This is a genomic window from Streptomyces sp. NBC_01428 (genome assembly GCF_036231965.1).
Taxonomy (GTDB): domain Bacteria; phylum Actinomycetota; class Actinomycetes; order Streptomycetales; family Streptomycetaceae; genus Streptomyces.
Map to the genome: position 1 here is coordinate 3,496,236 of NZ_CP109499.1, position 21,706 is coordinate 3,517,941.

At 71.8% G+C, this 21,706-nt stretch carries 22 protein-coding genes; 10 read left to right on the plus strand and 12 right to left on the minus strand.

What is annotated here, in order from left to right; translation table 11 throughout:
• Nucleotides 1–63: 63 nt before the first annotated feature.
• Complete coding sequence (locus OG406_RS14975; protein WP_329186170.1) at nt 64–933, plus strand: alpha/beta fold hydrolase; 870 nt, start codon at nt 64–66, stop codon at nt 931–933.
• A gap of 34 nt (nt 934–967) precedes the next feature.
• On the opposite strand, the gene OG406_RS14980 is transcribed toward OG406_RS14975, so the two are convergent.
• The gene (locus OG406_RS14980; protein ID WP_164371913.1) at nt 968–1,864 is read right to left on the minus strand and encodes an NYN domain-containing protein; all 897 of its coding nucleotides are present in this window, start codon (nt 1,862–1,864) and stop codon (nt 968–970) included.
• A 225-nt stretch (nt 1,865–2,089) separates the two neighbouring features.
• Here OG406_RS14980 and OG406_RS14985 point away from each other — a divergent pair, with 225 nt between their 5' ends.
• On the plus strand, nt 2,090–2,242 hold the full coding sequence (locus tag OG406_RS14985) for a hypothetical protein (protein ID WP_106983652.1): 153 nt from the start codon (nt 2,090–2,092) through the stop codon (nt 2,240–2,242).
• A 162-nt stretch (nt 2,243–2,404) separates the two neighbouring features.
• Here OG406_RS14985 and OG406_RS14990 read toward each other — a convergent pair whose 3' ends face one another.
• The 3 genes from OG406_RS14990 to OG406_RS15000 form a co-directional block, all read right to left on the minus strand.
• Entirely contained in the window at nt 2,405–3,010 is a 606-nt protein-coding gene (locus tag OG406_RS14990) for a MarC family protein (RefSeq protein ID WP_164371912.1), read from the minus strand.
• Nucleotides 3,011–3,367: 357 nt separating this feature from the next.
• Nucleotides 3,368–4,225 (minus strand): PHP domain-containing protein, encoded by an 858-nt coding sequence (locus OG406_RS14995; protein WP_266616318.1) that lies wholly within the window; start codon nt 4,223–4,225, stop codon nt 3,368–3,370.
• Nucleotides 4,226–4,394: 169 nt separating this feature from the next.
• Nucleotides 4,395–5,036 (minus strand): DUF6758 family protein, encoded by a 642-nt coding sequence (locus OG406_RS15000; RefSeq protein ID WP_081219272.1) that lies wholly within the window; start codon nt 5,034–5,036, stop codon nt 4,395–4,397.
• Nucleotides 5,037–5,198: 162 nt separating this feature from the next.
• On the opposite strand from OG406_RS15000, the gene OG406_RS15005 reads away from it, so the two are divergent.
• On the plus strand, nt 5,199–6,452 hold the full coding sequence (locus OG406_RS15005) for an MFS transporter (protein WP_267048469.1): 1,254 nt from the start codon (nt 5,199–5,201) through the stop codon (nt 6,450–6,452).
• A gap of 92 nt (nt 6,453–6,544) precedes the next feature.
• Here OG406_RS15005 and OG406_RS15010 read toward each other — a convergent pair whose 3' ends face one another.
• Nucleotides 6,545–7,129, minus strand: a complete 585-nt coding sequence (locus OG406_RS15010; protein WP_267048468.1) for a suppressor of fused domain protein — start codon at nt 7,127–7,129, stop codon at nt 6,545–6,547.
• Nucleotides 7,130–7,749: 620 nt separating this feature from the next.
• On the opposite strand from OG406_RS15010, the gene OG406_RS15015 reads away from it, so the two are divergent.
• Together OG406_RS15015 and OG406_RS15020 are read left to right on the plus strand one after the other, a co-directional pair.
• Nucleotides 7,750–8,862, plus strand: a complete 1,113-nt coding sequence (locus OG406_RS15015; protein ID WP_164371908.1) for a magnesium and cobalt transport protein CorA — start codon at nt 7,750–7,752, stop codon at nt 8,860–8,862.
• A gap of 24 nt (nt 8,863–8,886) precedes the next feature.
• Nucleotides 8,887–9,429 carry a hypothetical protein gene (locus OG406_RS15020; RefSeq protein WP_267048467.1) on the plus strand — a complete coding sequence of 181 codons (543 nt, stop codon included), beginning with the start codon at nt 8,887–8,889 and terminating at the stop codon, nt 9,427–9,429.
• Nucleotides 9,430–9,469: 40 nt separating this feature from the next.
• On the opposite strand, the gene OG406_RS15025 is transcribed toward OG406_RS15020, so the two are convergent.
• A complete protein-coding gene (locus OG406_RS15025) occupies nt 9,470–10,231 on the minus strand; it encodes a hypothetical protein (RefSeq protein WP_267048466.1) in 762 nt (253 codons plus the stop codon).
• Between the two features lie 186 nt (nt 10,232–10,417).
• Between OG406_RS15025 and OG406_RS15030 the strand changes: the two genes are divergently transcribed.
• The 3 genes from OG406_RS15030 to OG406_RS15040 are packed head-to-tail and all read left to right on the plus strand — an operon-like array spanning nt 10,418 to nt 13,576.
• Nucleotides 10,418–11,815: a magnesium transporter MgtE N-terminal domain-containing protein gene (locus tag OG406_RS15030; protein WP_329186178.1), complete on the plus strand. Its 1,398-nt coding sequence runs from the start codon at nt 10,418–10,420 to the stop codon at nt 11,813–11,815.
• Nucleotides 11,805–12,398, plus strand: a complete 594-nt coding sequence (locus OG406_RS15035) for a DUF1003 domain-containing protein (protein WP_081221794.1) — start codon at nt 11,805–11,807, stop codon at nt 12,396–12,398. Before OG406_RS15030 ends, OG406_RS15035 begins: the two co-directional genes overlap by 11 nt.
• Nucleotides 12,399–12,442: 44 nt before the next feature.
• On the plus strand, nt 12,443–13,576 hold the full coding sequence (locus OG406_RS15040; protein WP_164371904.1) for an Mrp/NBP35 family ATP-binding protein: 1,134 nt from the start codon (nt 12,443–12,445) through the stop codon (nt 13,574–13,576).
• Nucleotides 13,577–13,669: 93 nt separating this feature from the next.
• Here the strand turns inward: OG406_RS15040 and OG406_RS15045 are convergent, their stop codons facing one another.
• The 5 genes from OG406_RS15045 to sigE all read right to left on the minus strand — a co-directional run bounded on the left by OG406_RS15045 (nt 13,670) and on the right by sigE (nt 19,204).
• Nucleotides 13,670–14,326 (minus strand): hypothetical protein, encoded by a 657-nt coding sequence (locus OG406_RS15045; protein ID WP_329186181.1) that lies wholly within the window; start codon nt 14,324–14,326, stop codon nt 13,670–13,672.
• A 271-nt stretch (nt 14,327–14,597) separates the two neighbouring features.
• Entirely contained in the window at nt 14,598–15,035 is a 438-nt protein-coding gene (locus tag OG406_RS15050) for a sec-independent translocase (RefSeq protein ID WP_164371903.1), read from the minus strand.
• Between the two features lie 218 nt (nt 15,036–15,253).
• Nucleotides 15,254–17,389 (minus strand): trypsin-like peptidase domain-containing protein, encoded by a 2,136-nt coding sequence (locus tag OG406_RS15055; protein WP_329186183.1) that lies wholly within the window; start codon nt 17,387–17,389, stop codon nt 15,254–15,256.
• A 139-nt stretch (nt 17,390–17,528) separates the two neighbouring features.
• Nucleotides 17,529–18,509, minus strand: a complete 981-nt coding sequence (locus OG406_RS15060) for an anti-sigma factor family protein (RefSeq protein ID WP_164371901.1) — start codon at nt 18,507–18,509, stop codon at nt 17,529–17,531.
• On the minus strand, nt 18,506–19,204 hold the full coding sequence (gene sigE, locus OG406_RS15065; RefSeq protein ID WP_081219262.1) for an RNA polymerase sigma factor SigE: 699 nt from the start codon (nt 19,202–19,204) through the stop codon (nt 18,506–18,508). Before sigE ends, OG406_RS15060 begins: the two co-directional genes overlap by 4 nt.
• Nucleotides 19,205–19,596: 392 nt before the next feature.
• Between sigE and OG406_RS15070 the strand changes: the two genes are divergently transcribed.
• A complete protein-coding gene (locus OG406_RS15070) occupies nt 19,597–20,130 on the plus strand; it encodes an O-methyltransferase (RefSeq protein ID WP_203660035.1) in 534 nt (177 codons plus the stop codon).
• A gap of 178 nt (nt 20,131–20,308) precedes the next feature.
• Here OG406_RS15070 and OG406_RS15075 read toward each other — a convergent pair whose 3' ends face one another.
• The gene (locus tag OG406_RS15075; RefSeq protein ID WP_003966491.1) at nt 20,309–20,476 is read right to left on the minus strand and encodes a DUF3117 domain-containing protein; all 168 of its coding nucleotides are present in this window, start codon (nt 20,474–20,476) and stop codon (nt 20,309–20,311) included.
• A 362-nt stretch (nt 20,477–20,838) separates the two neighbouring features.
• Here OG406_RS15075 and OG406_RS15080 point away from each other — a divergent pair, with 362 nt between their 5' ends.
• The gene (locus OG406_RS15080) at nt 20,839–21,642 is read left to right on the plus strand and encodes an enoyl-CoA hydratase/isomerase family protein (RefSeq protein WP_266847056.1); all 804 of its coding nucleotides are present in this window, start codon (nt 20,839–20,841) and stop codon (nt 21,640–21,642) included.
• Nucleotides 21,643–21,706: the final 64 nt, after the last annotated feature.

The window sequence follows — 21,706 nt, forward strand, 5'->3', positions numbered from 1 at the left end:
CGGGCCACGGGTGCCCCTCACCTCCCCGAGCGGCCTTCACGGGTGCCCTATAGCCTCCTGTGCATGAGCAGGCCCTACACGTTCGTCCCGCCCGCAGGTGTCCGCGCGTACCGCCTGGCGACCGCGCGCGGTGAGTTCGCCGTGCTCGACGCGGCGCCGGACGGGCCGCTGACGGGGACCGTGCTGCTGCTGCCCGGGTTCACCGGCAGCAAGGAGGACTTCGTCGCTCTGCACGCGCCGCTCGCTGCGGCGGGGTATCGCACGGTGGCCGTGGACGGGCGTGGGCAGTACGAGACCGGCGGACCGCTGGACGACGAAACCCCTTACGCGCAGGACGAGTTGGCACGTGACGCCCTCGCGCAGGCCGCCGCGATCGGCGCCCCCGTCCACCTCCTGGGGCACTCTCTGGGCGGCCACATCGCCCGGGCGGCGGTGCTGCTCGACCCGTCGCCTTTCCGTTCGCTGACCCTCATGGCCTCCGGCCCCGCGCAGATCTCCACGCCTCAGCAGCAGCGCGTGAAGCTGCTGCGGGACGCGCTCGCCGTGATGGGCATGGACGAGGTGTGGGAGGCGATCCGCGCGATGGAGCCGCCCGAGGAGACCGAGACCGGGGGCCTCGACGCGGGACTCGACGACCTCGCGGACCTCCGCCGCCGCTGGCTCGCCAACAGCCCGGCCCAGCTCGTCGCCACCGGACGCCAGCTGTGCACGGAACCGGACCGCGTCGCCGAACTGGCCGCCGTGCTGCTGCCCCAGCACGTGATCTCCGGCGAACACGACGACACCTGGCCGGTGCATCTGCTGGACGACATGGCCGTACGACTCGCTGCCCGGCGCACGGTCGTGGAAGGGGCGGAGCACTCCCCCAACACGGATCAGCCGCTGGAGACCGCCCGCGCCCTGGCCGCCTTCTGGGACACGACGGACGACTGACGGACAGCTGACGGGCGCGGGCCGACGGACCGGCCTAGTACTGCGCCTGAAGGTGCTCCCAGAAGCCGTCCCGCAGGGAGCGTCGCAGGTCGGACTGTCCGCGCAGCGAGTACTGGAGCAGGCCCTCGGCCTCGACCAGCAGGTCCTGGTCGACCGACCCCGGGAGGTAGGGGTGGCCGGGCAGCAGATCCACGAGGGACTCCCTGCCCCGCGCGGCGAGCCACTTCGCGGCGATCTGGGCGCCCACGAAGCGCACGTCCTCCCGGCTGGGCCGGGCCGCCGCCGTCGGGTCGTACGACTGGGCGGTCCTGCGCGCCACGTACGGCTTGAAGAAGTCGAGGTCGAACGTCCGCTGGCTGTCGACCTCCCAGAGCAGCGGCTCGGCCTGGTTGCGGCCCTCGGGTGCCTCGATGCCCCAGAGGTGGACCCGGGCCCCGTAGCCCTGCGCCGCCTCGACCGCGGAGACGAGGTCCTCGTCGCCGCCGAGCAGGGCCGCGTCGCTGATGGCGCGGTGCCGGGCGAGGGACTCCAGGTCGGACCTGATGAGTGAATCGACGCCCTTCTGCTGGTTGTTGGCGTTCAGATTGCCCAACCGGACCTTGACGTCGGGGAGTTCGGCGATCGACTGCTGCTCCGAGGTGTGGATGCGGCGCCGGGCGCCGTCGTACCAGTAGACGCGGAGCAGCCGGCTGTCGGCGAAGATCGTGCGGGCCCGGTCGATGAGCGCCTCGATGAGACCCTCGGTGTCCAGGTCGAACGAACGGCGGTCCTCCGTGCCGGCGACGAGCCGTCCCGCGGCCGCGTACAGATAGCCGGCGTCGACGAAGATCGCGTGCGTGGAGGGTGTCTTCGCCACCTCGGCGAGCATGCGCTGGAGCAGCTCGTTCGTGCGGTCGATGCGGGCGGCGAGCGCCGCGTGGTCGTCGTTCATCACGACCATTGTCCCGGCGGTCACGCTGCGAACACAACCGGCGGCGGTCAGTCTCCGCCACCCGGCTTACCGCTCAGTAATTAGGTTCTCGAAAAATTTCCTTAGCGTAGGGAATGTTTGTAACAAGCATCCCGTTGGATACATACGGAAGCCGGGACACCGATGCCCCGGCTTTCCCTACAAGTAGTTCTCCTCAGGAGGATGACCAGACGAAGGGAGAAGCCCATGCGCTTCGAAATCATGCGACTCGACGATGTCGACGGAACCCCCGTGGACAGCACCGTCGTGGATGCCGCCTCCGTCAACAGGATCGTTCAGCAGGCCGCCGCCATCGGACAGCGCCTGTGGATCCGCCCCGCCGATTCGACCGCTTCGTAATACTTCCCGTAGTGCGAGGACGCGACCGGTGGCGCCGACACGCGGCGCTGCGGACCGCGGCCGTCTATTGATGTAGAGACTTCGGAACCCCGTACGGCACGTATGCCGTACGGGGTTCTGCGTGTCCGGGGGGTGCGCGTCCGGAGCCGGGGGCCCGGTGGCTCAGCTCCCCTGGATCACCTGGGTGACGCCATTGATGATCTGCTGCACCGCGATCGCGGAGAGCATCATGCCCGCGAGCCGGGTCACGAGCACCACGCCGCCGTCCTTGATGACACGGATGATCAGCAGCGAGTAGCGCATCACGATCCACAGCACGACGTGGATCGCCAGGATCGCGGTCCACACCGAGACCTGCGTGGCGACCGTGTCGGCCTTCTGCACCGCGAGGATCACGGACACGATCGCTCCGGGCCCGGCGAGCAGCGGCATGCCGAGGGGCACGAGGGCGACGTTGACGTCCTTGGTCTGCTTCGGCTCGTCGGTCTTGCCGGTCAGCAGGTCGAGGGCGATGAGCAGGAGCAGTAGTCCGCCCGCGATCATCAGCGCGGGCACGGAGACGTGCAGGTAGTTCAGGATCTGGTGGCCGAGGAGCCCGAAGACGGTGATGACGCCGCCGGCGACGCAGACCGCCTGGAAGGCCATCCGTCGCTGCACCTTGGCCGGGCGGCCCGCGGTGAGCGCCAGGAAGATCGGGGTGATCCCGGGGGGATCCATGATGACGAAGAGCGTGAGGAAGAGGGAGCCGAAGACGGCGACGTCGAACATGGTGAGGAAGAGCCTTGCGCGTGGTGAGCGGGGGCGGACGGGTGTTCCGTCCGCCGGGGTGGGCGGGCGTCCCGCGGGCGGCGGGACGGGGACCTGGCGCGTACGGGCGCCGGGCGGCGGGGATCCGGCGGGCGCCGGAGGTCACGTGCGCCCGACGGCACGGACCGGCCCACAGGGGCGGTTCGGCGGCGGGCGGCACGAACCGTCCGGGACCGGCGGGCGCCTACAGGGAAGGGCCGTGCGGTACGGCGGACACGCCGTGACGGTGGGGATCCGGTTCAGGTCGGCCGGGCGTCGGCGACCGGTGGCCGGCGGGTGTCCGCCCGGCGCTCCGGACCAGGAGGGGAGCCTCCGGGGTCAGGCTCCGCCGGCTCCCGGGACGGGGAACGCCCCGGTGGAACGGCGGGTGATCTCTCCGTAGACCTCGGGGTCGGTGGTGAACTCGCCGAGCACGCAGGTCTTGCGGCTGCCGTGGTAGTCGGAGGAGCCCGTGGTGAGCAGCCCCAGTTCGGCCGCCAGGCCGCGCAGTCGGGCCCGGGTGGACGGTTCGTGGTCCATGTGGTCGACCTCGATGCCGTCGAGGCCCGCCGCGGCCAGCTCGGCGATCACCGACTCGGGCACGGTGTGGCCCCGCTTGGCCGCCGCGGGGTGCGCGAAGACCGTGACGCCTCCGGCTCCCTTGACGAGCCGGATCGCCTCGAAGGGGTCGGTCTCGTGCTTGGGGACGTAGGCGCGGCCGCCGTCGGCGAGCCACTCCTCGGTGAAGGCGTCGGAGACGGTGTCGACGACGCCCAGTTCGACGAGCGCGGAGGCGATGTGCGGGCGGCCGACGGACCCGTCGCCCGCGATGCGCGCCACCTGCTCCCAGCTGATCGGCACGCCCCCGTCGCGCAGCCTGGCGATCATGGCCTGGGCGCGCGGCACCCGGTCGTCCCGCACCAGCTCGCGCTCGGCGAGCAGGGCGGGCTCCTCGGGGTCGAAGAGGTAGGCCAGCATGTGCATGCTGATGCCGTCGACGCGGCAGGAGAGTTCGGCGCCGGTGACGAGGGTGAGCCCCTCGGGCAGCGCGGCGACGGCCTCGGCGTACCCGCGGGTGGTGTCGTGGTCGGTCAGCGCGACGACGTCCAGCCCGGCCGCGGCGGCGTTGCGCACCAGCTCGGCGGGGGTGTCCGTGCCGTCGGACGCGGTGGAGTGGGCGTGCAGGTCGATGCGCACTACGCGGACTCCAAGCGGTGACGGGACGGACGGGACGCTCAAGGATAACGGGAATCCGAGGCACTCCTGTCACACCCGAACCGGCCGAGCGCCCCCTACACCAGCGGACGGGCGGGGGCGCGGCGTTCCCCGGCGCCGCAGCCTGCCTCGTGGGCCCCGGAGACGGGCCTCAGGGCTCCAGGATCCGCGGCGACAGTGCCCCGCAGGGCAGCAGGTCGACCTCCGCGCCGGCGTCCCGCAGATCCGTCAGCACCAGTTCGTCGTACATCAGCAGCCCGGTCTGCTCGGGCCAGACGACGGCCCACAGCCACATTCCGAGGGCCTCGCCCGCGAAGACGGCGCGGTCGTCGGGGGCGCTGGGCACATGCCAGAGGGGGGTGGGGCGGCCGGCCGCGAGAACCTTCGCCTGCGGGGGCTTCTCGACGTTCATGGAGGGGCCGGGGTCCGGTCCGTCGACGCCCGCGTACCGCGCGCCGAGGCCCACGCCGAGTTCCTCGGCGACCAGGATCAGCTCACCCATGCCGCCGAGCGGTCCGGGGCCCGAGCAGGCGACAGCGGTGGCACGCCCGCCGCTGCGGTCGTCACCGGCGAAGGAGGCGCCGGTGAACAGCCAGCCGACGGGCAGCGGCCAGGGCATCCACACCGGCACCCGGGCGCGGTGCACGACCACACCGAGGGCCTCGACGCTGGGCGGGATCACGGGCTGCAGCGGATGCACCGTGCCGTGCACGTCGCACTGCCACGAGTCGGCAAAGAGGCCGGGAGCCCTGACCCGGCCACCACACTTCGGGCAACTGGGTTCGCCCCTCATAAAGCCCAACGGTCCTCCCCGTCCTTCCTCGCGTCAAGGACGATCACCCGTCCGGCGTGTGCCTGACACGACAAAACTGCGTGTATCTTGCATTAATTAGGCCACCTAACTTATCGTGTGTATAGCACAACGATCTGGCCGGTACGCAGTGAAGGAGCGGGCATGATCAGCAGCACGGAAGCCCCCGCCGAAGGGGACACGTTCGACGCGGGGGCGGGCGGCCTCCTGCGCCAGCCCAAGGCCGTCTGGGCGACGGCCGGCGCGTCCGTCGTCGCCTTCATGGGCATCGGGCTCGTCGACCCGATCCTGCCGTCCATCGCCAAGGGCCTCGACGCGACCCCGAGCCAGGTGTCGCTCCTCTTCACCTCGTACTTCCTGATCACCGCCGTGGCGATGCTGGTCACCGGCTTCGTCTCCAGCCGCATCGGCGGCAAGAAGACCCTGCTGCTCGGCCTCGCGCTCGTCGTGGTCTTCGCCGGGCTCGCCGGCACCTCCGGGTCGGTCGGCGAACTGGTCGGCTTCCGGGCGGGCTGGGGTCTCGGCAACGCGCTGTTCGTCTCCACGGCCCTCGCCGTGATCGTCGGCGCCGCGGCCGGCGGCAGCGCGGCGGCGATCCTGCTCTACGAGTCCGCGCTCGGCCTCGGCATGGCCTGCGGCCCCCTGCTCGGCGCACTGCTCGGTGACGCCAGCTGGCGCTACCCGTTCTTCGGCACCGCGTTCCTGATGGCGATCGGCTTCCTGTGCATCACGGTGTTCCTCAAGGAACAGCCGAAGCCGGCGCGCAAGACGTCCCTGCTCGACCCGCTGCGCGCCCTCGGGCACGGCGGCCTCGCCTCCGCGGCGGCATCCGCGTTCTTCTACAACTACACGTTCTTCACCGTGCTGGCCTTCACCCCGTTCGTGCTGAACATGACGCCCTACAAGTCGGGCGCGGTGTTCTTCTGCTGGGGTGTGCTGCTCGCGGTCTTCTCGGTGATCGTGGCACCGCGCATGCAGGCGTGGTTCGGCTCGCTCAAGGTGCTCGGCGGCTCGCTGGTGCTGCTCGCGGCGGACGTCCTCGCCCTCGGGTACGGCGACCACACCACCGCGATCGTCTGCACGATCCTGTCCGGCGCCTTCATCGGCGTGAACAACACCGTCTACACGGAGCTGGCCCTCGGGGTCTCCGACGCGCCGCGACCGGTGGCGAGCGCCGGCTACAACTTCGTGCGCTGGTTCGCGGCCGCCGCGGCGCCGTTCTTCGCGCCGAAGATCGAGGAGTGGACCGACATCCGCATCCCGTTCGTGGTGGCCGCGGTCACCGCGCTGCTGGGCGCCGTGGTGGTCCTCGTCCGGCGGCACGCCCTCACCCACGAGGCACAGGAGCTGGAGCCGGCCCACGCCGCCGAGGACGGTGTCACGGTCTTCGCGAACTGAACCGGCAGGGCCGGACGAGCCGGCCCGAACCGGACCGAGGTCACCGACTCACTTGAGGGACAGGGCAGTTGACGTCCCGTCAGGCTCGGGGATCAGTCGAGCGGGACGGACTTGCGCAGCGGATCGCGCAGGTCCGTCCCGCCGTTCAGCCAGCGCTCCTGAAGTGCGGCGGCGCCGTGCACCCGCTTCCAGGCCGCCTCGTTCGGGGTCATGGGGAGCAGCGGCAGGAACCGCACGGGATCGGCCGGCTCGTCGAGCTCCAGGTCCTCCACCAGGCCGCCGGACTCGGCGACCAGGACCGAGGTGAACGGCGCGCCGGGCCACAGCGGTTCCCCCACGTCGAGGGAGGCGCCGGGGGCCACGATCAGGCCCTCGACCTGCGGCGAGGCGGCGAGGACGGCCAGCGGGCGGAGCACCTTGTCGGTGTCGGCGCCGGCCGGGCGGACCGAGAGGATCAGCTCGGCGCGCGGGCCCTTCACCGGGTCGGCCAGCGCCGCGGTGGGGTCGGCCATCGGCTGGGCGGACATGCCGAGCGTGGCGTAGCGGACGACGTCGCCCTCTGTGAAGCGCACCACCTCGATGCGGTCGGTACCGAGGAAGGTGACCGCGGCGCGCGCGTCGGGTTCGCCCAGCGCGGAGCGCAAACGGGCCTCGACCAGGGGGAGAACATCTGCCATGCGCCGAGCATAGGCGGGGCCGCCCACCTGGGCGGGCACCGCACCCCGTGGTCAACAACGCGCAAAGCTGCGCCTTGACACATCGGTGCGCTGATAGTCTTGGCCGCTGGTCGGAGCAGCTGGTATCGGACGCACCCCTCATGCCCTCATGGCGCTGCGGGAGTTGGCTCCGAAGGCTCCGGCGCACTGAGACTGATCTGACTCCCCTTCGGAGGGAGACAGACTCCCCTTCGGGGGATGGCTCGTCCCCCACGGGGGACCGACCGGAGGAGGTGGGGCTGCAATGGATCGAAGTCGATCGTGCAGTACCACCCGCTCTTCCTGTCGCTGAGTCCGTAGCTGGTCCCGCTGGTCTTTCAGTCCTGCCGGCTGCCGTCTCCCGCAATCGTGTGCATACGTGTCAGCGTTGCCCGGTGCACCACGGAAGAGCGCTTCGTTTCCGCCTGATCTGTCCGATCTGAACCCCTGATCTGTCCGATCTGAATCAGTAGCGAAGCTGCCACCGCGACGGTGCGGTGCTCCCCGCTTTGTGGACGTGCCAAACATCCGCAGTCAGGACGTCCCCATTCCGGGTAGTTCCACCCGTCGCAGGCCGCCTCCGTTGCGAAAAGGAGCCTGCCATGTCGATGATCCGTGACCTGCGCGCCGCGGTCCGCCCCCGTCCGCCGCTGCGCAAGGACAGTGGCTCGTACGACACCACCCGTGACCCCGGCACCCCGTCGGCCGTGGTCGACTGCGCCGTCTACCGCGACGGCGCCCGCGTCGAGACGCGCACCCAGCTCACCCCGCACGAGGCGATGCGCCAGGTGCGCCGCGACGGCGGGTTCGTGTGGATCGGCCTGCACGAGCCCACGGAGGACGAATTCGCCGGTATCGCCCGGGAGTTCGGCCTGCACCCGCTGGCCGTCGAGGACGCCGTGCAGGCCCACCAGCGCCCCAAGCTGGAGCGCTACGACGACTCCCTGTTCACCGTGTTCAAGACCATCCACTACGTCGAGCACGACCGGCTCACCGCGACCAGCGAGATCGTCGAGACCGGTGAGGTGATGTGCTTCACCGGAGGGGACTTCTTCATCACCGTCCGGCACGGCGGGCAGGGCTCGCTGCGCGCGCTGCGGCACCGGCTCCAGGACGACCCCGAGCTGCTCTCCAAGGGCCCCTCGGCGGTGCTGCACGCGATCGCCGACCACGTCGTCGACGGGTACATCGCGGTCGCGGACGCCGTGCAGGACGACATCGACGAGGTCGAGACCGAGGTGTTCTCGCCGGGCCGCAAGGGCTCGCCGCGCGGCACGGACGCCGGGCAGATCTACCAGCTCAAGCGCGAGGTGCTGGAGTTCAAGCGGGCGGTGTCGCCGCTGCTGCGCCCGATGCAGCTGCTCAGCGAGCGGCCGATGCGGCTGGTCGACCCCGACATCCAGAAGTACTTCCGTGACGTCGCCGACCACCTCGCGCGCGTCCAGGAGCAGGTCCTCGGTTTCGACGAACTGCTCAACTCGATCCTTCAGGCCAACCTCGCGCAGGCGTCCGTCGCGCAGAACGAGGACATGCGCAAGATCACGTCCTGGGCCGCGATCATCGCCGTACCGACGATGGTCTGCGGTGTGTACGGAATGAACTTCGAGCACATGCCCGAGCTGCACTGGCGGTACGGCTACCCGGTCGTCATGGCCGTCACGGTCGGGCTCTGTCTCTCCATCCACCGCATCCTGAAGCGCAACGGCTGGCTCTAGGAGGGCCTGGATAGGCTGGGCCCCATGACGCACGAGCTGCTCGACCGGGCCCTCATCGAGGAGGCCACCAAGAAGTCCGGGCTGATCTGGGTGCGCGCCGGCAGCCTGCCGGCACCTCCCGGTCCGGACCGCGAGGTGCCCACCCGTCCGCTCTGGCACGTCTGGGCCGACGGGGCCGTCCTCCTGGTCGGCGACGGGCCCGGCGAACAGCCGCTGCCCGGCCTGGCCGACGGGGGCGAGGCGGTCGTCACCGTGCGCAGCAAGGACAAGGGCGGCCGGCTCGTCTCCTGGTCGGCGCGCGTCACCGACCTCGCGGCGGGCACCCCGGAGTGGGAGGCCGCCGTCGGCGAGCTCAAGGGCAAGCGGCTGAACGCGCCCGACGGCGAGGCCATGCCCGAGCGCTGGGCCCGCGAGTGCCGGCTCGTCCGCCTGGAACCGACGGGCGCGACCGCCGGGCTGCCCGACGGATCACTCGCACAGCGGCCGCTGCCGACCGCGGCGACCACCCGGCAGGCGATCCCCGCCGCGCTCCCGCGCCTCCTGCTGAAGCGCCGCAAGCGCCGCTAGCGGGCCCCGGACCGGGCGACGGCGCGGGCCGGTGCGCGGGCTACGAGGTGGGCAGCTGCTGCCCGTAGTCGACCGTCTCCTTCTCCGAGGGCTCCTCCAGCGAGAAGTCCTTGCCCCAGTCGGTCAGCCGGAGCGTGCCGGCGTTGCCCGCGCGGACCAGCAGCAGCGGGTACGGGGTGCCCTTCAGCGAGACGTCCAGGGCCCCGCCCGAGCCCTTGTCGCCGGTGATGCGGATGGTGCGGACCCCGGCCTGCTCGTGGTGCCCGTCGGTGGCGAGCGCCCCGTGCAGGCCGAGCAGCCCGTCGAGCAGCACGTCCTTGTCGGTGAAGCCGCTGAACCGCTTGTACGCGGGGTCGCCGCTCGGCACCTTCACGTACATGCCCTCCAGCTTGTCGGCCGCGGCGGTGTCCCCCGCCTTGTCGCCGTTCTTGTCGTCCTGGTGCGCCCAGAACTGCGCGTCGGCCTTGAGGAACAGGTGCTCGCCGACCCGCAGCAGCCGGAAACTGGCCCCCTTGGAGGTCACCGAGCCGGTGCCGCCGTCGGACTTGAGGCGCATGTCGAGGGTGTACGTGGTGCCGTTCGAGACGACGGTCCCGGACAGCCGTACCGTCTTCGCGTCCTCGGCGGCCTTCTTCGTCTTCGCCTGGATGGTGGCGGCGGGCAGTTTTCCGACCCCGTTCGTGCCCGCGTCCGGGTCCTCACTGGCGCACCCCGACAGCCCCGCCGTCCCTGTCACCGCCAGGGCGCACACGGCGCTCACCATCGCGACTCTGCGGGTACGGCCCGGGGGAATTGCAGTCACAGGTGGGGCTGCCTTTCGTGCGCGGTGCTGGGCGGCGTACGGCAGCGTACCGGTGCTGCGGCCGCCCGGCGGAGGCAGTCCGTCCGGACCGCCCACCAGGGCGTATCCGACCGGGACGGGCTAGCCTGAAGCCCACCCGAGCGGACAGACCGGCACAGAACGCTTCGAAGCGAAGGAGGCGCGGGCATGGCCGCAGGTGCCCCCCGGATCTTCGTCTCGCACCTGGCCGGTGTCGCCGTCTTCGACCCCAACGGCGACCAGGTGGGCCGTGTGCGGGACCTCGTCGCCATGCTGCGGGTGGGCCGGCGGCCGCCCCGGCTGCTCGGCCTGGTCGTCGAACTGTCCACCCGCCGCCGCATCTTCCTGCCCATGACCCGGGTGACGGGCATCGAGTCCGGCCAGGTCATCTCGACCGGCGTCCTGAACGTCCGCCGCTTCGAGCAACGGCCCACCGAACGGCTCATCTTCGGCGAACTCCTCGACCGGCTCGTGACCCTCGCCGAGACGGGCGAGGAGGTCACGGTCCTCGACGTGTCCATCCAGCAGCTCCCGGCCCGCCGCGACTGGGAGATCGACCGGGTCTTCGTGCGCAAGGGCCGCAGCGGCACCTTCCGGCGCAGCAAGGGCGAGACGCTGACCGTCGACTGGTCCGCCGTCACCGGCGTCGCCCTGGAGGAGGACGGGCAGGGCGCGGAGAGCCTGCTCGCCACCTTCGAGCAGCTGCGCCCGGCCGACCTGGCGAACGTCCTGCACCATCTGTCGCCGAAGCGGCGCGGGGAGGTGGCCGCGGCCCTCGACGACGACCGGCTCGCCGACGTGCTCGAAGAGCTGCCCGAGGACGACCAGATCGAGATCCTCGGCAAGCTCAAGGAGGAGCGCGCGGCCGACGTGCTGGAGGCGATGGACCCCGACGACGCCGCCGACCTCCTCGCCGAGCTGCCCACCGAGGACGTGGAGCGGCTGCTGACCCTGATGCGGCCCGGCGACGCGGCCGACGTGCGCCGGCTGATGGCGTACGAGGAGCGGACGGCGGGCGGTCTGATGACCACCGAACCGATCGTGCTGCGTCCCGACGCGACCGTCGCCGACGCACTGGCCCGGGTCCGCAACCCCGACCTCTCCCCCGCCCTCGCCGCCCAGGTCTACGTGTGCCGCCCGCCGGACGAGACGCCGACGGGCAAGTACCTCGGCGCCGTGCACTTCCAGCGGCTGCTGCGCGATCCGCCGTTCACACTGGTCGGTTCGCTGGTGGACGACAACCTCCGGCCGCTCGCCCCGGAGGACGAACTGCCCGTGGTCGCCGGGTTCTTCGCCACGTACGACATGGTCGCGGCGCCCGTCGTCGACGAGAGCGGCTCGCTGCTCGGCGCGGTGACCGTGGACGACGTGCTGGACCACATGCTGCCCGACGACTGGCGGGAGACGGAGTTCCACCTCGACGAGGGCGTCCCCGAGGACGTGCAGCACGCCGTACGCGACGACGCGGGGGCGGAGTCCGCCCGTGCCGGGGACGGCCGGGCGGACGCGGACCCCGGAGCGGGACCGGGCGGCGGTTCCTGTGGAGGGGGACGTCGTGGGCGCTGACCGCGAGAGCCGGGAGCGGGCCGCCACCGGGGCCACCGCGGCCCCCCGGCGTGGCCGGCTCGACCAGCCGCTGCCACCGCGGCGCCGGTTCCTGCCCGAGTGGGACCCGGAGGCCTTCGGGCGGCTGTCGGAGCGCATCGCCCGCTTCCTCGGCACCGGACGGTTCATCGTCTGGATGACGATCGTCATCATCGTCTGGGTCCTGTGGAACATCTTCGCCCCGGGCGCCCTCCGCTTCGACGGCTATCCGTTCATCTTCCTGACCCTGATGCTGTCGCTCCAGGCCTCCTACGCCGCCCCGCTGATCCTGCTGGCGCAGAACCGGCAGGACGACCGCGACCGGGTCAACCTCGAACAGGACCGCAAGCAGAACGAACGGTCCATCGCGGACACCGAGTACCTCACCCGCGAGATCGCGGCACTGCGGATGGGCCTCGGCGAGGTCGCCACCCGCGACTGGATCCGCTCCGAGCTCCAGGACCTGGTCAGGGAGCTGGAGGAGCGGTACGCGGAGGGGTCCGGGGACGAGCGCGTCGTATTCCCGGCGGAACGGTCGCGGGCACGTGACGTAGACGACCGGTGACGGGGCTTTCCCGGGCCCATGGGGAGCGCCGTACCATCGTCCCTATGGCTACGGAAGACGCGGTGCGTGAAGCACTGGCGACGGTGAACGACCCCGAGATCAACCGACCCATCACCGAGCTGGGGATGGTCAAATCGGTGGAGATCGGCGCGGATGGCACGGTCGCGGTCGCCGTGTACCTGACGGTCTCCGGCTGCCCGATGCGGGACACGATCACCCAGCGGGTGACCGACGCGGTCGCCGGCGTCGAGGGAGTCACCGCCGTCGAGGTCGAACTCGACGTGATGAGCGACGAACAGCGCCGCGAACTGGCGACCGCGCTGAAGGGCGGCACCGCCGAGCGCGAGGTGCCGTTCGCCCAGCCCGGCTCGCTGACCCGCGTCTACGCGGTCGCGTCCGGCAAGGGAGGCGTCGGCAAGTCCTCGGTCACCGTGAACCTGGCGGCCGCGATGGCGGCCGACGGCCTCAAGGTCGGTGTCGTGGACGCCGACATCTACGGCCACTCGGTACCGCGCATGCTCGGCGCGGACGGCCGTCCGACCCAGGTCGAGAACATGATCATGCCGCCGTCCGCGCACGGCGTGAAGGTCATCTCCATCGGCATGTTCACCCCGGGCAACGCGCCGGTGGTGTGGCGCGGCCCGATGCTGCACCGCGCCCTCCAGCAGTTCCTGGCGGACGTGTACTGGGGCGACCTCGACGTCCTGCTCCTCGACCTCCCGCCGGGCACCGGCGACATCGCGATCTCCGTGGCGCAGCTCGTCCCGAACGCGGAGATCCTCGTCGTGACGACTCCGCAGCAGGCGGCGGCCGAGGTCGCCGAGCGCGCGGGCTCGATCGCCGTGCAGACCCACCAGAAGATCGTCGGTGTCGTCGAGAACATGTCCGGGCTGCCCTGTCCGCACTGCGGCGAGATGGTCGACGTGTTCGGCACGGGCGGCGGCCAGTCGGTCGCCGACGGCCTGACCCGCACCACCGGCGCGGCGGTCCCGGTCCTCGGCTCCATCCCGATCGACGTCCGCCTGCGCGAGGGCGGCGACGAGGGCAAGCCGGTGGTGCTGACGGACCCCGACTCCCCTGCGGGCTCGGCCCTGCGCGCCATCGCGGGCAAGCTCGGGGGCCGCCAGCGCGGCCTGTCGGGCATGTCGCTGGGGATCACCCCGCGCAACAAGTTCTAGGGGCCCGTGCGGGGATCCCGGTACGCGTACGAAGGAGGGGCGCCGTCCATGCGGACGGCGCCCCTCCTTCGTACCGGCCGCGGCCGGTACGTCCTAGGCGTACGCCCCGATGTCCTTGATCATCGCGAAGCCCAGACCGTACGCGCTCATGCCCCGCCCGTAGGCGCCCACGTGGACGCCCTCCTGGGTGGAGCCGGCGAGCACCCAGCCGAACTCGGACTCGCGGTAGTGGAAGGTCGTGGGGATCCCGTCCACGGGGAGCGACAGCGTGGACCAGTCCGCGCCGTCCAGGTCGTCGGCCAGCACCCAGGCGGTCTCGGTCTGCTGGTCCAGCCAGTCGTCGCGCAGCGTGTGGTCCATCTGGCCCGGCCAGGTGAAGGACAGGAGCCCCACACCGGCCAGCCAGGCGGCCGAGGAGACCGAGGTGGCCTCCAGCAGGCCCGTGCCGTCGGCGCTGCGCCGGTCGGGGTTGGCGGCGACGGTGACCACCACCGCGAACCGCTCCTTGTCGTCGGCCGGTTCGGGGCGCACCACCGGCTCGTCGCCGTGGCCGATCGAACCGTGCTCGACCACGCCCTCCGCCGACATACCCACCTGCATCAGCCAACGCGGCCCCGTGAAGGCCTCGTCGAGGCCGTACCAGGGGAAGGGCGCCAGCAGGTAGCCGTCGACCGTACGCCGGGCGGTGGGGACCTGCTGTCCGCCGTCCGCGGCCGGCGCCTGCGCGCCTACCCGACTTGTCGTCTCCATCTGCCGGACGCCTCCTCGCTCTCGGCGGACCGGGTGGCCCGCCCCCCTCGGGCGTCCTTCGGTCCGCACAACAACTGGGCAGCATAGCCACACCGCTGCGAGGGGCGGCGAAAGCGCCCGGCGCGCGGGGCGTGTACACGGCGGAAACGGGCCGGGCGGGGCATCTTTCCGGCCCCGCCGCACCGGGCCGGAGCCGGTGTGGCGGCCCGTGTCCCGGCACGCGGTGCCGGCTCGGCGTCCCGACTCGGTGGTGGGCGGCTGACGCCGTGGATCAGGTGGCGTCGGCGTCGTAGGGCGGGCGCTCGTCCGGGTCGGCCTTCTCGGGCTTCTTCGTCATGTCGACGGAGCCGCCGGCCGAGCCGTTCACGGAGGCGGAGGAGTCGGACTCGCGGCTGTGCACCGCGTCCGTGACCTCGGCCATCTCCTTCTTCAGGTCGAAGCCGTTACGGATCTCCTTGAGCCCCAGCTCGTCGTTGTCCAGCTGCTTGCGCAGGAACGTCTTGGGGTTCAGGTCCTCGAACTCGAAGTCCTTGAACTCGGGGCCGAGCTCGTCACGGATGTCCGCCTTGGCGCTCTCCGAGAACTCACGGATCTTGCGGATGGTGCGCGTGACGTCCTGAATCATCTTCGGGAGCTTGTCCGGACCGAACACGAGGACGGCGAGGACGACGAGCGTCACCAGCTCGAGTGGTCCTATGTCATTGAACACCTGGTAGCTCCTTGCGATGTCCGGTCCTCGGCCCTCGGGAGTGTTCCGTGGTCCGGGCCGTGACCAACGGTACCCGGCGATCCCGTCCGTCCGGAACTGTCCAGGGGCTTCCGACTTGCTGTGCACCTCCGGTTTTCCGTGATGTTTGCCGTCCGGAGCTGCGCTGTCGTCCTCCGCTGTGAGGTTCGTGTCATTCCCGCGCCGGTGCTCGCGGGCCCTCAGTCGCCGTCGGCGGACCCGAGGACGAGGGTCACCGTGCGCTCCGCTCCGCCCCGGCGGAGGGTGAGCCTGAGGTGGTCCCCGGGCCGGTGGGCGCGGGTCCTGACGATGAGTTCCTCGCCGGAGTGCACGCGCGTGCCGTCGACCTCGGTGATCACGTCGCCCGCCTTGACGCCCGCCTCGGCGCCGGGTCCGCGCGGGCTGACCGCCGGACCGCCGTCGGCGGCCTTCGCGCCGACCCGCGCGCCGTCGCCCGTGTAGTTCATGTCGAGCGTGACGCCGATCACCGGGTGGGTGGCCCGGCCGGTGTTGATGAGTTCCTCGGCGACCCGCTTGGCCTGGTTCACGGGGATGGCGAAGCCGAGGCCGATGGAGCCGGCCTGACCGCTCTCCAGGTCGGAGCCGTTGTCGGCGGAGCGGATGGCGCTGTTGATGCCGATGACCCGGGCCCGCGAGTCGAGGAGCGGGCCGCCGGAGTTGCCGGGGTTGATCGGGGCGTCGGTCTGCAGGGCGTCCACGTACGAGACGTCGGTGCCGTCGCCCTTCTCGCCGCCGGCCGTGATGGGCCGCTCCTTGGCGCTGATGATCCCGGAGGTGACGGTGTTGGCCAGGTCGAAGGGCGCGCCGATGGCGACGACCGGGTCGCCGACCTGGACGCTGTCGGAGTTCCCGAGCGGCATGGGAGTGAGTCCGGAGACGCCGGTGACCTTCACGACGGCGAGGTCGTAGCCGCTGTCGTGCCCGACGAGCTTCGCCTTCGCGGTCTCGCCGCCGCTGAACGTCACGGATATCTCGCCGCTGTCGCCGGCGGGTTCGATCACGTGGTTGTTGGTGAGGATGTGTCCGCGGCCGTCGAGGACGAACCCGGTGCCGGTGCCCTCCTCCTCGCTCCCCTTCACATGCAGGGTGACGACGCTGGGGAGCGCGTGGGCCGCGATGCCGGCCACGCTGTCCGAGGGCCGCCCGGGGGCCTCCTCGGCGGCCTGCGGCAGCTCGACCTTCGTCACCCCTTCGTTGCGCTGCAGATACGCGCCCACGACGCCGCCGACCCCGCCGGACACGAGCGCGAGCACGACGGCCCCGAGGACGATGGTCCTCCGCGTCCGCCTGCGGCGCTGCGTCACGGTGGGCACGGCGCCCCCGCTCTGCTGGAGCGGCGCCGGAGCGGCCCAGGGGTCGTAGTTCCGCCAGGGATCCGGGACCGCCTCCTCGGGAGGCTGCGGGTCGCTCGGCCCCTCGGATGCCGGGGACGTGACGTCCTGGGGCACGGGGTCGAGAGGCGAGGTCCGGGCCTGCGCCGGGATCGCCGCGGAGAGGTCGGGGCCCTGGGCGTGGGGTGCGGTGGGGTGCTGGACGGGCGGGGCGGGGGCCCAGGGGCCGGGGTGGCCGTACGGAGGGGTGCTGTAGGGGTCGGACCCGTGCAGGGGCTCCGGACGCGCCACAGCGGGCCGCGCCAACTCGTAGTCGCCGTCCTCCCGGAGGCCCGTGCCGTCGACGGTGGGGGCCGACCCGTCAGGGCGGGGGCCGTGCGGAGCGCCGGGTGCCGCACCGGAGGGTTCCTCGGGGGCGCCGTCGACGGCCTCGACGCCTCGGGACGGCCGGTCGGAACGGGCGTCAGGGTCGAGAGCGCCACCGAGATCGGAGCGAGGGGCGGATCCGGTGTCCGCGGGGACGGGCTCCCGCGCCGGGCCCGGGTGCGCGGGGGCGGAGTCCGGCACCGAGTCCCTGTCGATGGGGGCGGGGTCCGGCGCCGGGTCCGTGGCGGTGGAGTCCGGCGCCGGGCCACTGTCGTGGGCGGTGGAGTCCGGCGTCGGGCCACTGTCGGGGGCAGGCCGGGCCAGTTCGTAGTCACCGCTGTCGGTCTCACGCGGTGCCGGCGGGTGCGCGTCTCCGTGGGTGGCGCCCTCGCCGGCCTCGGCCCTCTGCACGGCCGGGCGCGACTGCGCGGGAACGGTCTCGGAGAGGCCGGGACGCTCGGCGGTGTCGCCCTGCTCGGCCGCCGGTTCGGCGGCAGGGCTTTCGGGGTCCGGTCCCGGGTCCGGGTTCGCGGGAGGGGCCGGTGGGGTGTCGGGGCCCGTGCCGTGCGGCCGGGGCCTGTTCCACCACTTCGCCTTCGTGGGCTTCCCCTCGTTCATGCTCTCCCCACACCTGGCCCGCGGCACAACTCGCCGACGGTCACCACAGACCGGTCGACGCCCCGCCCGGAATCCCTCCCGCGGGCGCGGCCCACCCCGGATTCAACCAGGTTCACGGGCCGCCGCGCAGAGGACGTGGTCAGCGAAGGCTACGAGCGGAGGGGGAGGTGGGGGACGCGGTCGACGAGGGGGACGGTGAGGCGGCGGGGGCGGCGAGCAGGCCCGGTGCCGTGGCCTCCGAGGCGGGGGACCACGTGTTCAGCGAGACCGGCTGGGCGCTGCTGAGCGGGCGTATCAACGGGGACATGGCGGCGGCACCGGCGACCACCGGGGTCGTCAGCGTGTGCACGGCGTCCGTGCCGCGGTCCGCCGGAGCGGGGACTCCGGGCAGCAGCGGGGCGGACACCTCGGTCGGGGCGACCGGGGCGTTGCCGAGGGAGCGCTCGCCCTGGGCGAGCAGTGGCCCGACCGACCGGCGGCGCTGTGCCTCGGGGGTCGTGGGCGTGCCGGTGCCCTGGGTCCGCGCCGGCGTCACATTGCTGCCGAGGCCGGAGCCTCCGCGCGCGTCGACGGTGTCCCCGGCGATGCCGGTCGACACTCCGCCGAGCGCGACGGCGGCCAGCGAGACGGCGCCGGCCGCGGCGGCCGCGAAGCGCAGACCGCGCGAGGCCGACCGCTCGGCCTCGTGACGGCTGACGTCATGGATGCGGAAGCCGCGTCCGGAGGAGGGAGGCAGCACGTCGGCGTGCGGTCCGGCGGGCACGTAGCCGAAGGGCTCACCGCGCACTCCGAAGACGCCGGGCATGCCCGGGCTCGCGGAGCCGCCGGGGAGTCTTCCTCCGAACGCGCCTCCGCCGAAGGGCGAACCGCTGTCGGAGTCGCCTCCCCCGGGCAGCCCCTGGAGGCGGGCCAGGAAACTTTCGGACGGGGGCGGCGGGGCCATTTCGGCGAACACGTTCTTCAGGCGTCGCTGCGCATCGGCCTCGGCCTTGCACTTCGCGCAGGTCGCGAGGTGGGCGAGGACGCGGTCGCGCGACTCATGACCGAGCTCTCCGTCCACCAGGGCGGAAAGTCGGTCCCCCAGATGCTGCTCGGCAGGTGTGGGACGGGTTCCACTCACGCGGTCGCGCCCCCTCCCCCCAGCACGGGCACGCGGGCCGCGAACGAGCGTCGCTCGGCGCGGGCCTCGGGGGACCGGTGTGCCAGGGCCTTGCGCAGCTGGGAGCGGCCGCGGTGGATCCGGGAGCGGACTGTACCGAGCTTGACGCCCAGGGTCGCGGCGATCTCCTCGTACGACAGTCCTTCGATGTCGCAGAGGACGACGGCGGCGCGGAACTCGGGCGCGAGGGTGTCCAGCGCCTGCTGGACGTCGGCGTCGAAGTGCGCGTCGTTGAAGACCTGCTGCGGGGAGGGTTCTCTGCTGGGCAGGCGCTCCGCCGCGTCGTCGCCGAGGGCGTCGAAACGGATGCGCTGCTTTCGGCGCACCATGTCCAGGAAGAGGTTCGTGGTGATGCGGTGCAGCCAGCCCTCGAAGGTGCCGGGCGTGTACGTGGACAGCGAGCGGAAGACGCGGACGAAGACTTCCTGTGTGAGGTCCTCGGCGTCGTGCTGATTACCCGTGAGGCGGTAGGCGAGGCGGTAGACGCGGCCGCTGTGGGTGCTGACGATCTCCTCCCACGTGGGCGGAGTCCACGGCTGCGACTCCGCGTCGGTGGTGAACGTCGCGGTCTGCACAGGGGCAGCAGCGTGGGGCTGGTCAGCGTTGTCGGTCACGGATTTCGGCTCACCCGCTGATCTGAGCAGGCGCCGGAGCACCCCGCCTCGATCCACAGGCGCAGCCGCACCTCCCCTGTCGGCTCTGGTGGTGTCCAGTGGAGCCCCTACCATAGCCACCTCGCCCGTTAGCTCCGGATAAGCGGTTTTACGAGAATTTGATACGGGCTCATATGGGTGCGTCAGCACCTGCCCGTCACCTCGCTCCGTGCGCTGGTCCATCGTCTTTCCCCCGCTCTGTTTCCCCACCCCTCTAAACGCCCGGTCCCATCAGCAGGTTCCCGGCACCAACGGATACAGTCACGCCCAGGCAACCACGGGGACAGGAGAGGGTCATTACCGGCAACCGGCAGACGAGCTGGGCGTTCGCCGACGCCTTTGTCGCCGAGGACGAGGCGCTGCGCTGGGCCCGGGACCGGGCCCGCGAGGCAGGCATGCGCTCGGTGTCTCCCGGCACGGGCGCGGCGCTGCGGATGCTCGCCGCCACCGTGGACGCGAAGGCGGTCGCGGAGATCGGGACCGGGACCGGCGTCTCCGGAATCCATCTGCTGCACGGCATGCGGCCGGACGGGGTACTGACCACCGTGGATCCGGAGCCGGAGCGCCAGCAGATCGCGCGCCAGGCCTTCCGTGCCGCCGGTTTCGCCAGCAACCGGGCGCGGTTCATCCCGGGTCGCGCGCTGGAGGTCCTGCCCCGCCTCGCGGACGCGGGATACGACCTCGTCTTCTGTGACGGCGACCGTCTGGAGTGCCTGGACTACCTCGCTGAATCGTTGCGCCTCCTGCGCGTCGGCGGGCTCGTCGTCTTCGAGGGCGTCTTCGCGGACGGCCGCACCGTGGACTCCGGACCCCAGCCGGTCGAGGTGAGCCGGCTGCGCGAACTGCTGCGCGCGGTGCGCGAGAGCCAGGAGCTGGTGCCGTCGCTGCTGCCGGTGGGCGACGGCCTGCTGTGCGCGGTCAAGCGCTGACCTGAGACGGCCGCCCGTCCCCCACCGCACTCCCCGTCGCACAGCCCTGACCAGGCCGTACTTGGCCGTGGTGCGCTCCGGCCAAGGCTTCGGGGCGGTGTTCTCCGCCCGAAAAGACAGCTTCCCCGACACCAGGTACGGTGCCGGGGAAGCCGAAAAGGTAGGGTCGCGTTCCGCGTCAGCCGACGACCTTCTTGAGAGCGTCGCCGAGCGCGTCGGCCTCGTCAGGGGTCAGCTCGACGACGAGCCGACCGCCGCCTTCGAGCGGAACGCGCATGACGATGCCCCGCCCCTCCTTGGTCACCTCGAGCGGGCCATCGCCCGTCCGCGGCTTCATGGCCGCCATGCTCGTTCCCCTTCCTGAAACCAGCTCATCGTCGCCGACGGCCCCCTCGGAGGGCACGCACGTCCTCTCATAGGACACACGTCACCGGCATCGAACACATTGCTTCCAGGCCATTATCCCGCATCTCCAGACCCGATGACCAACATCAGTCGGCATCGCTTGCGCAACGCGCTTGAGCAAAACCACTCAATTCGGCGATGTGACTGCGATACTGCGCCGCCGCATGGACTTCCAGGAGCCGGAATTCTTTGACGCAGGTCACATGACCGCCCGGCTCCACCGCCGGTGATCTCCGCCATGCTGTCATCGGACAGGACGTACCGGCCGGTACGACGGAGCCGCGACACCGGAGGGGACCCACCATGGCCGACACCGTGCTCTACGAGGTGAGCGACGGACTCGCGACGATCACGCTGAACCGCCCCGAGGCGATGAACGCGATGAACACCGGGACCAAGGTCGCCCTCCGCGACGCGGCACAGGAGGCGGCGGCCGACGAGGGTGTGCGGGCGATCCTGCTGACCGCCGCGGGCGACCGGGCGTTCTGCGTCGGGCAGGACCTCAAGGAGCACATCGGGCTGCTCGCCTCCGACAAGCAGTCCGGCGAGGGCCGGACCATGAGCACCGTGCGCGAGCACTACAACCCCATCGTGCGGGCCCTGACCGGTGCCGCGAAGCCGGTGGTCGCCGGCGTCAACGGCGTCGCGGCCGGTGCGGGCTTCGGGTTCGCGCTCGCCGCCGACTACCGCGTCGTCGCCGACACCGCCGCGTTCAACACCTCGTTCGCCGGCGTCGCGCTGACCGCCGACTCCGGGGTCTCCTGGACGCTGCCCCGGGTCGTCGGCCCGAGCCGCGCCGCCGACCTGCTGCTCTTCCCGCGCAGCATCAGCGCGCAGGAGGCCTTCGACCTGGGCATCGCGAACAGGATCGTTCCGGCCACGGAGCTGCGCGCCGAGGCGGAGAAGGTCGCTCGGGCGCTGGCCGCGGGGCCGACGCTCGCCTACGCGGCACTGAAGGAGTCCCTGGCCTTCGGGCTGACCCACTCCCTCGACGAGACCCTGGAGAAGGAGGACGAACTCCAGGCGCGCGCCGGTGCCTCCGAGGACCACACCATCGCGGTCCAGGCGTTCGTCGACAAGGAGAAGCCGAAGTACCTCGGACGCTGACCGGCCGCCGGTCGACGGGACGGTCGACGGGGAGGGGTGTGCGGGCGCTGAACGGCCCGCACAC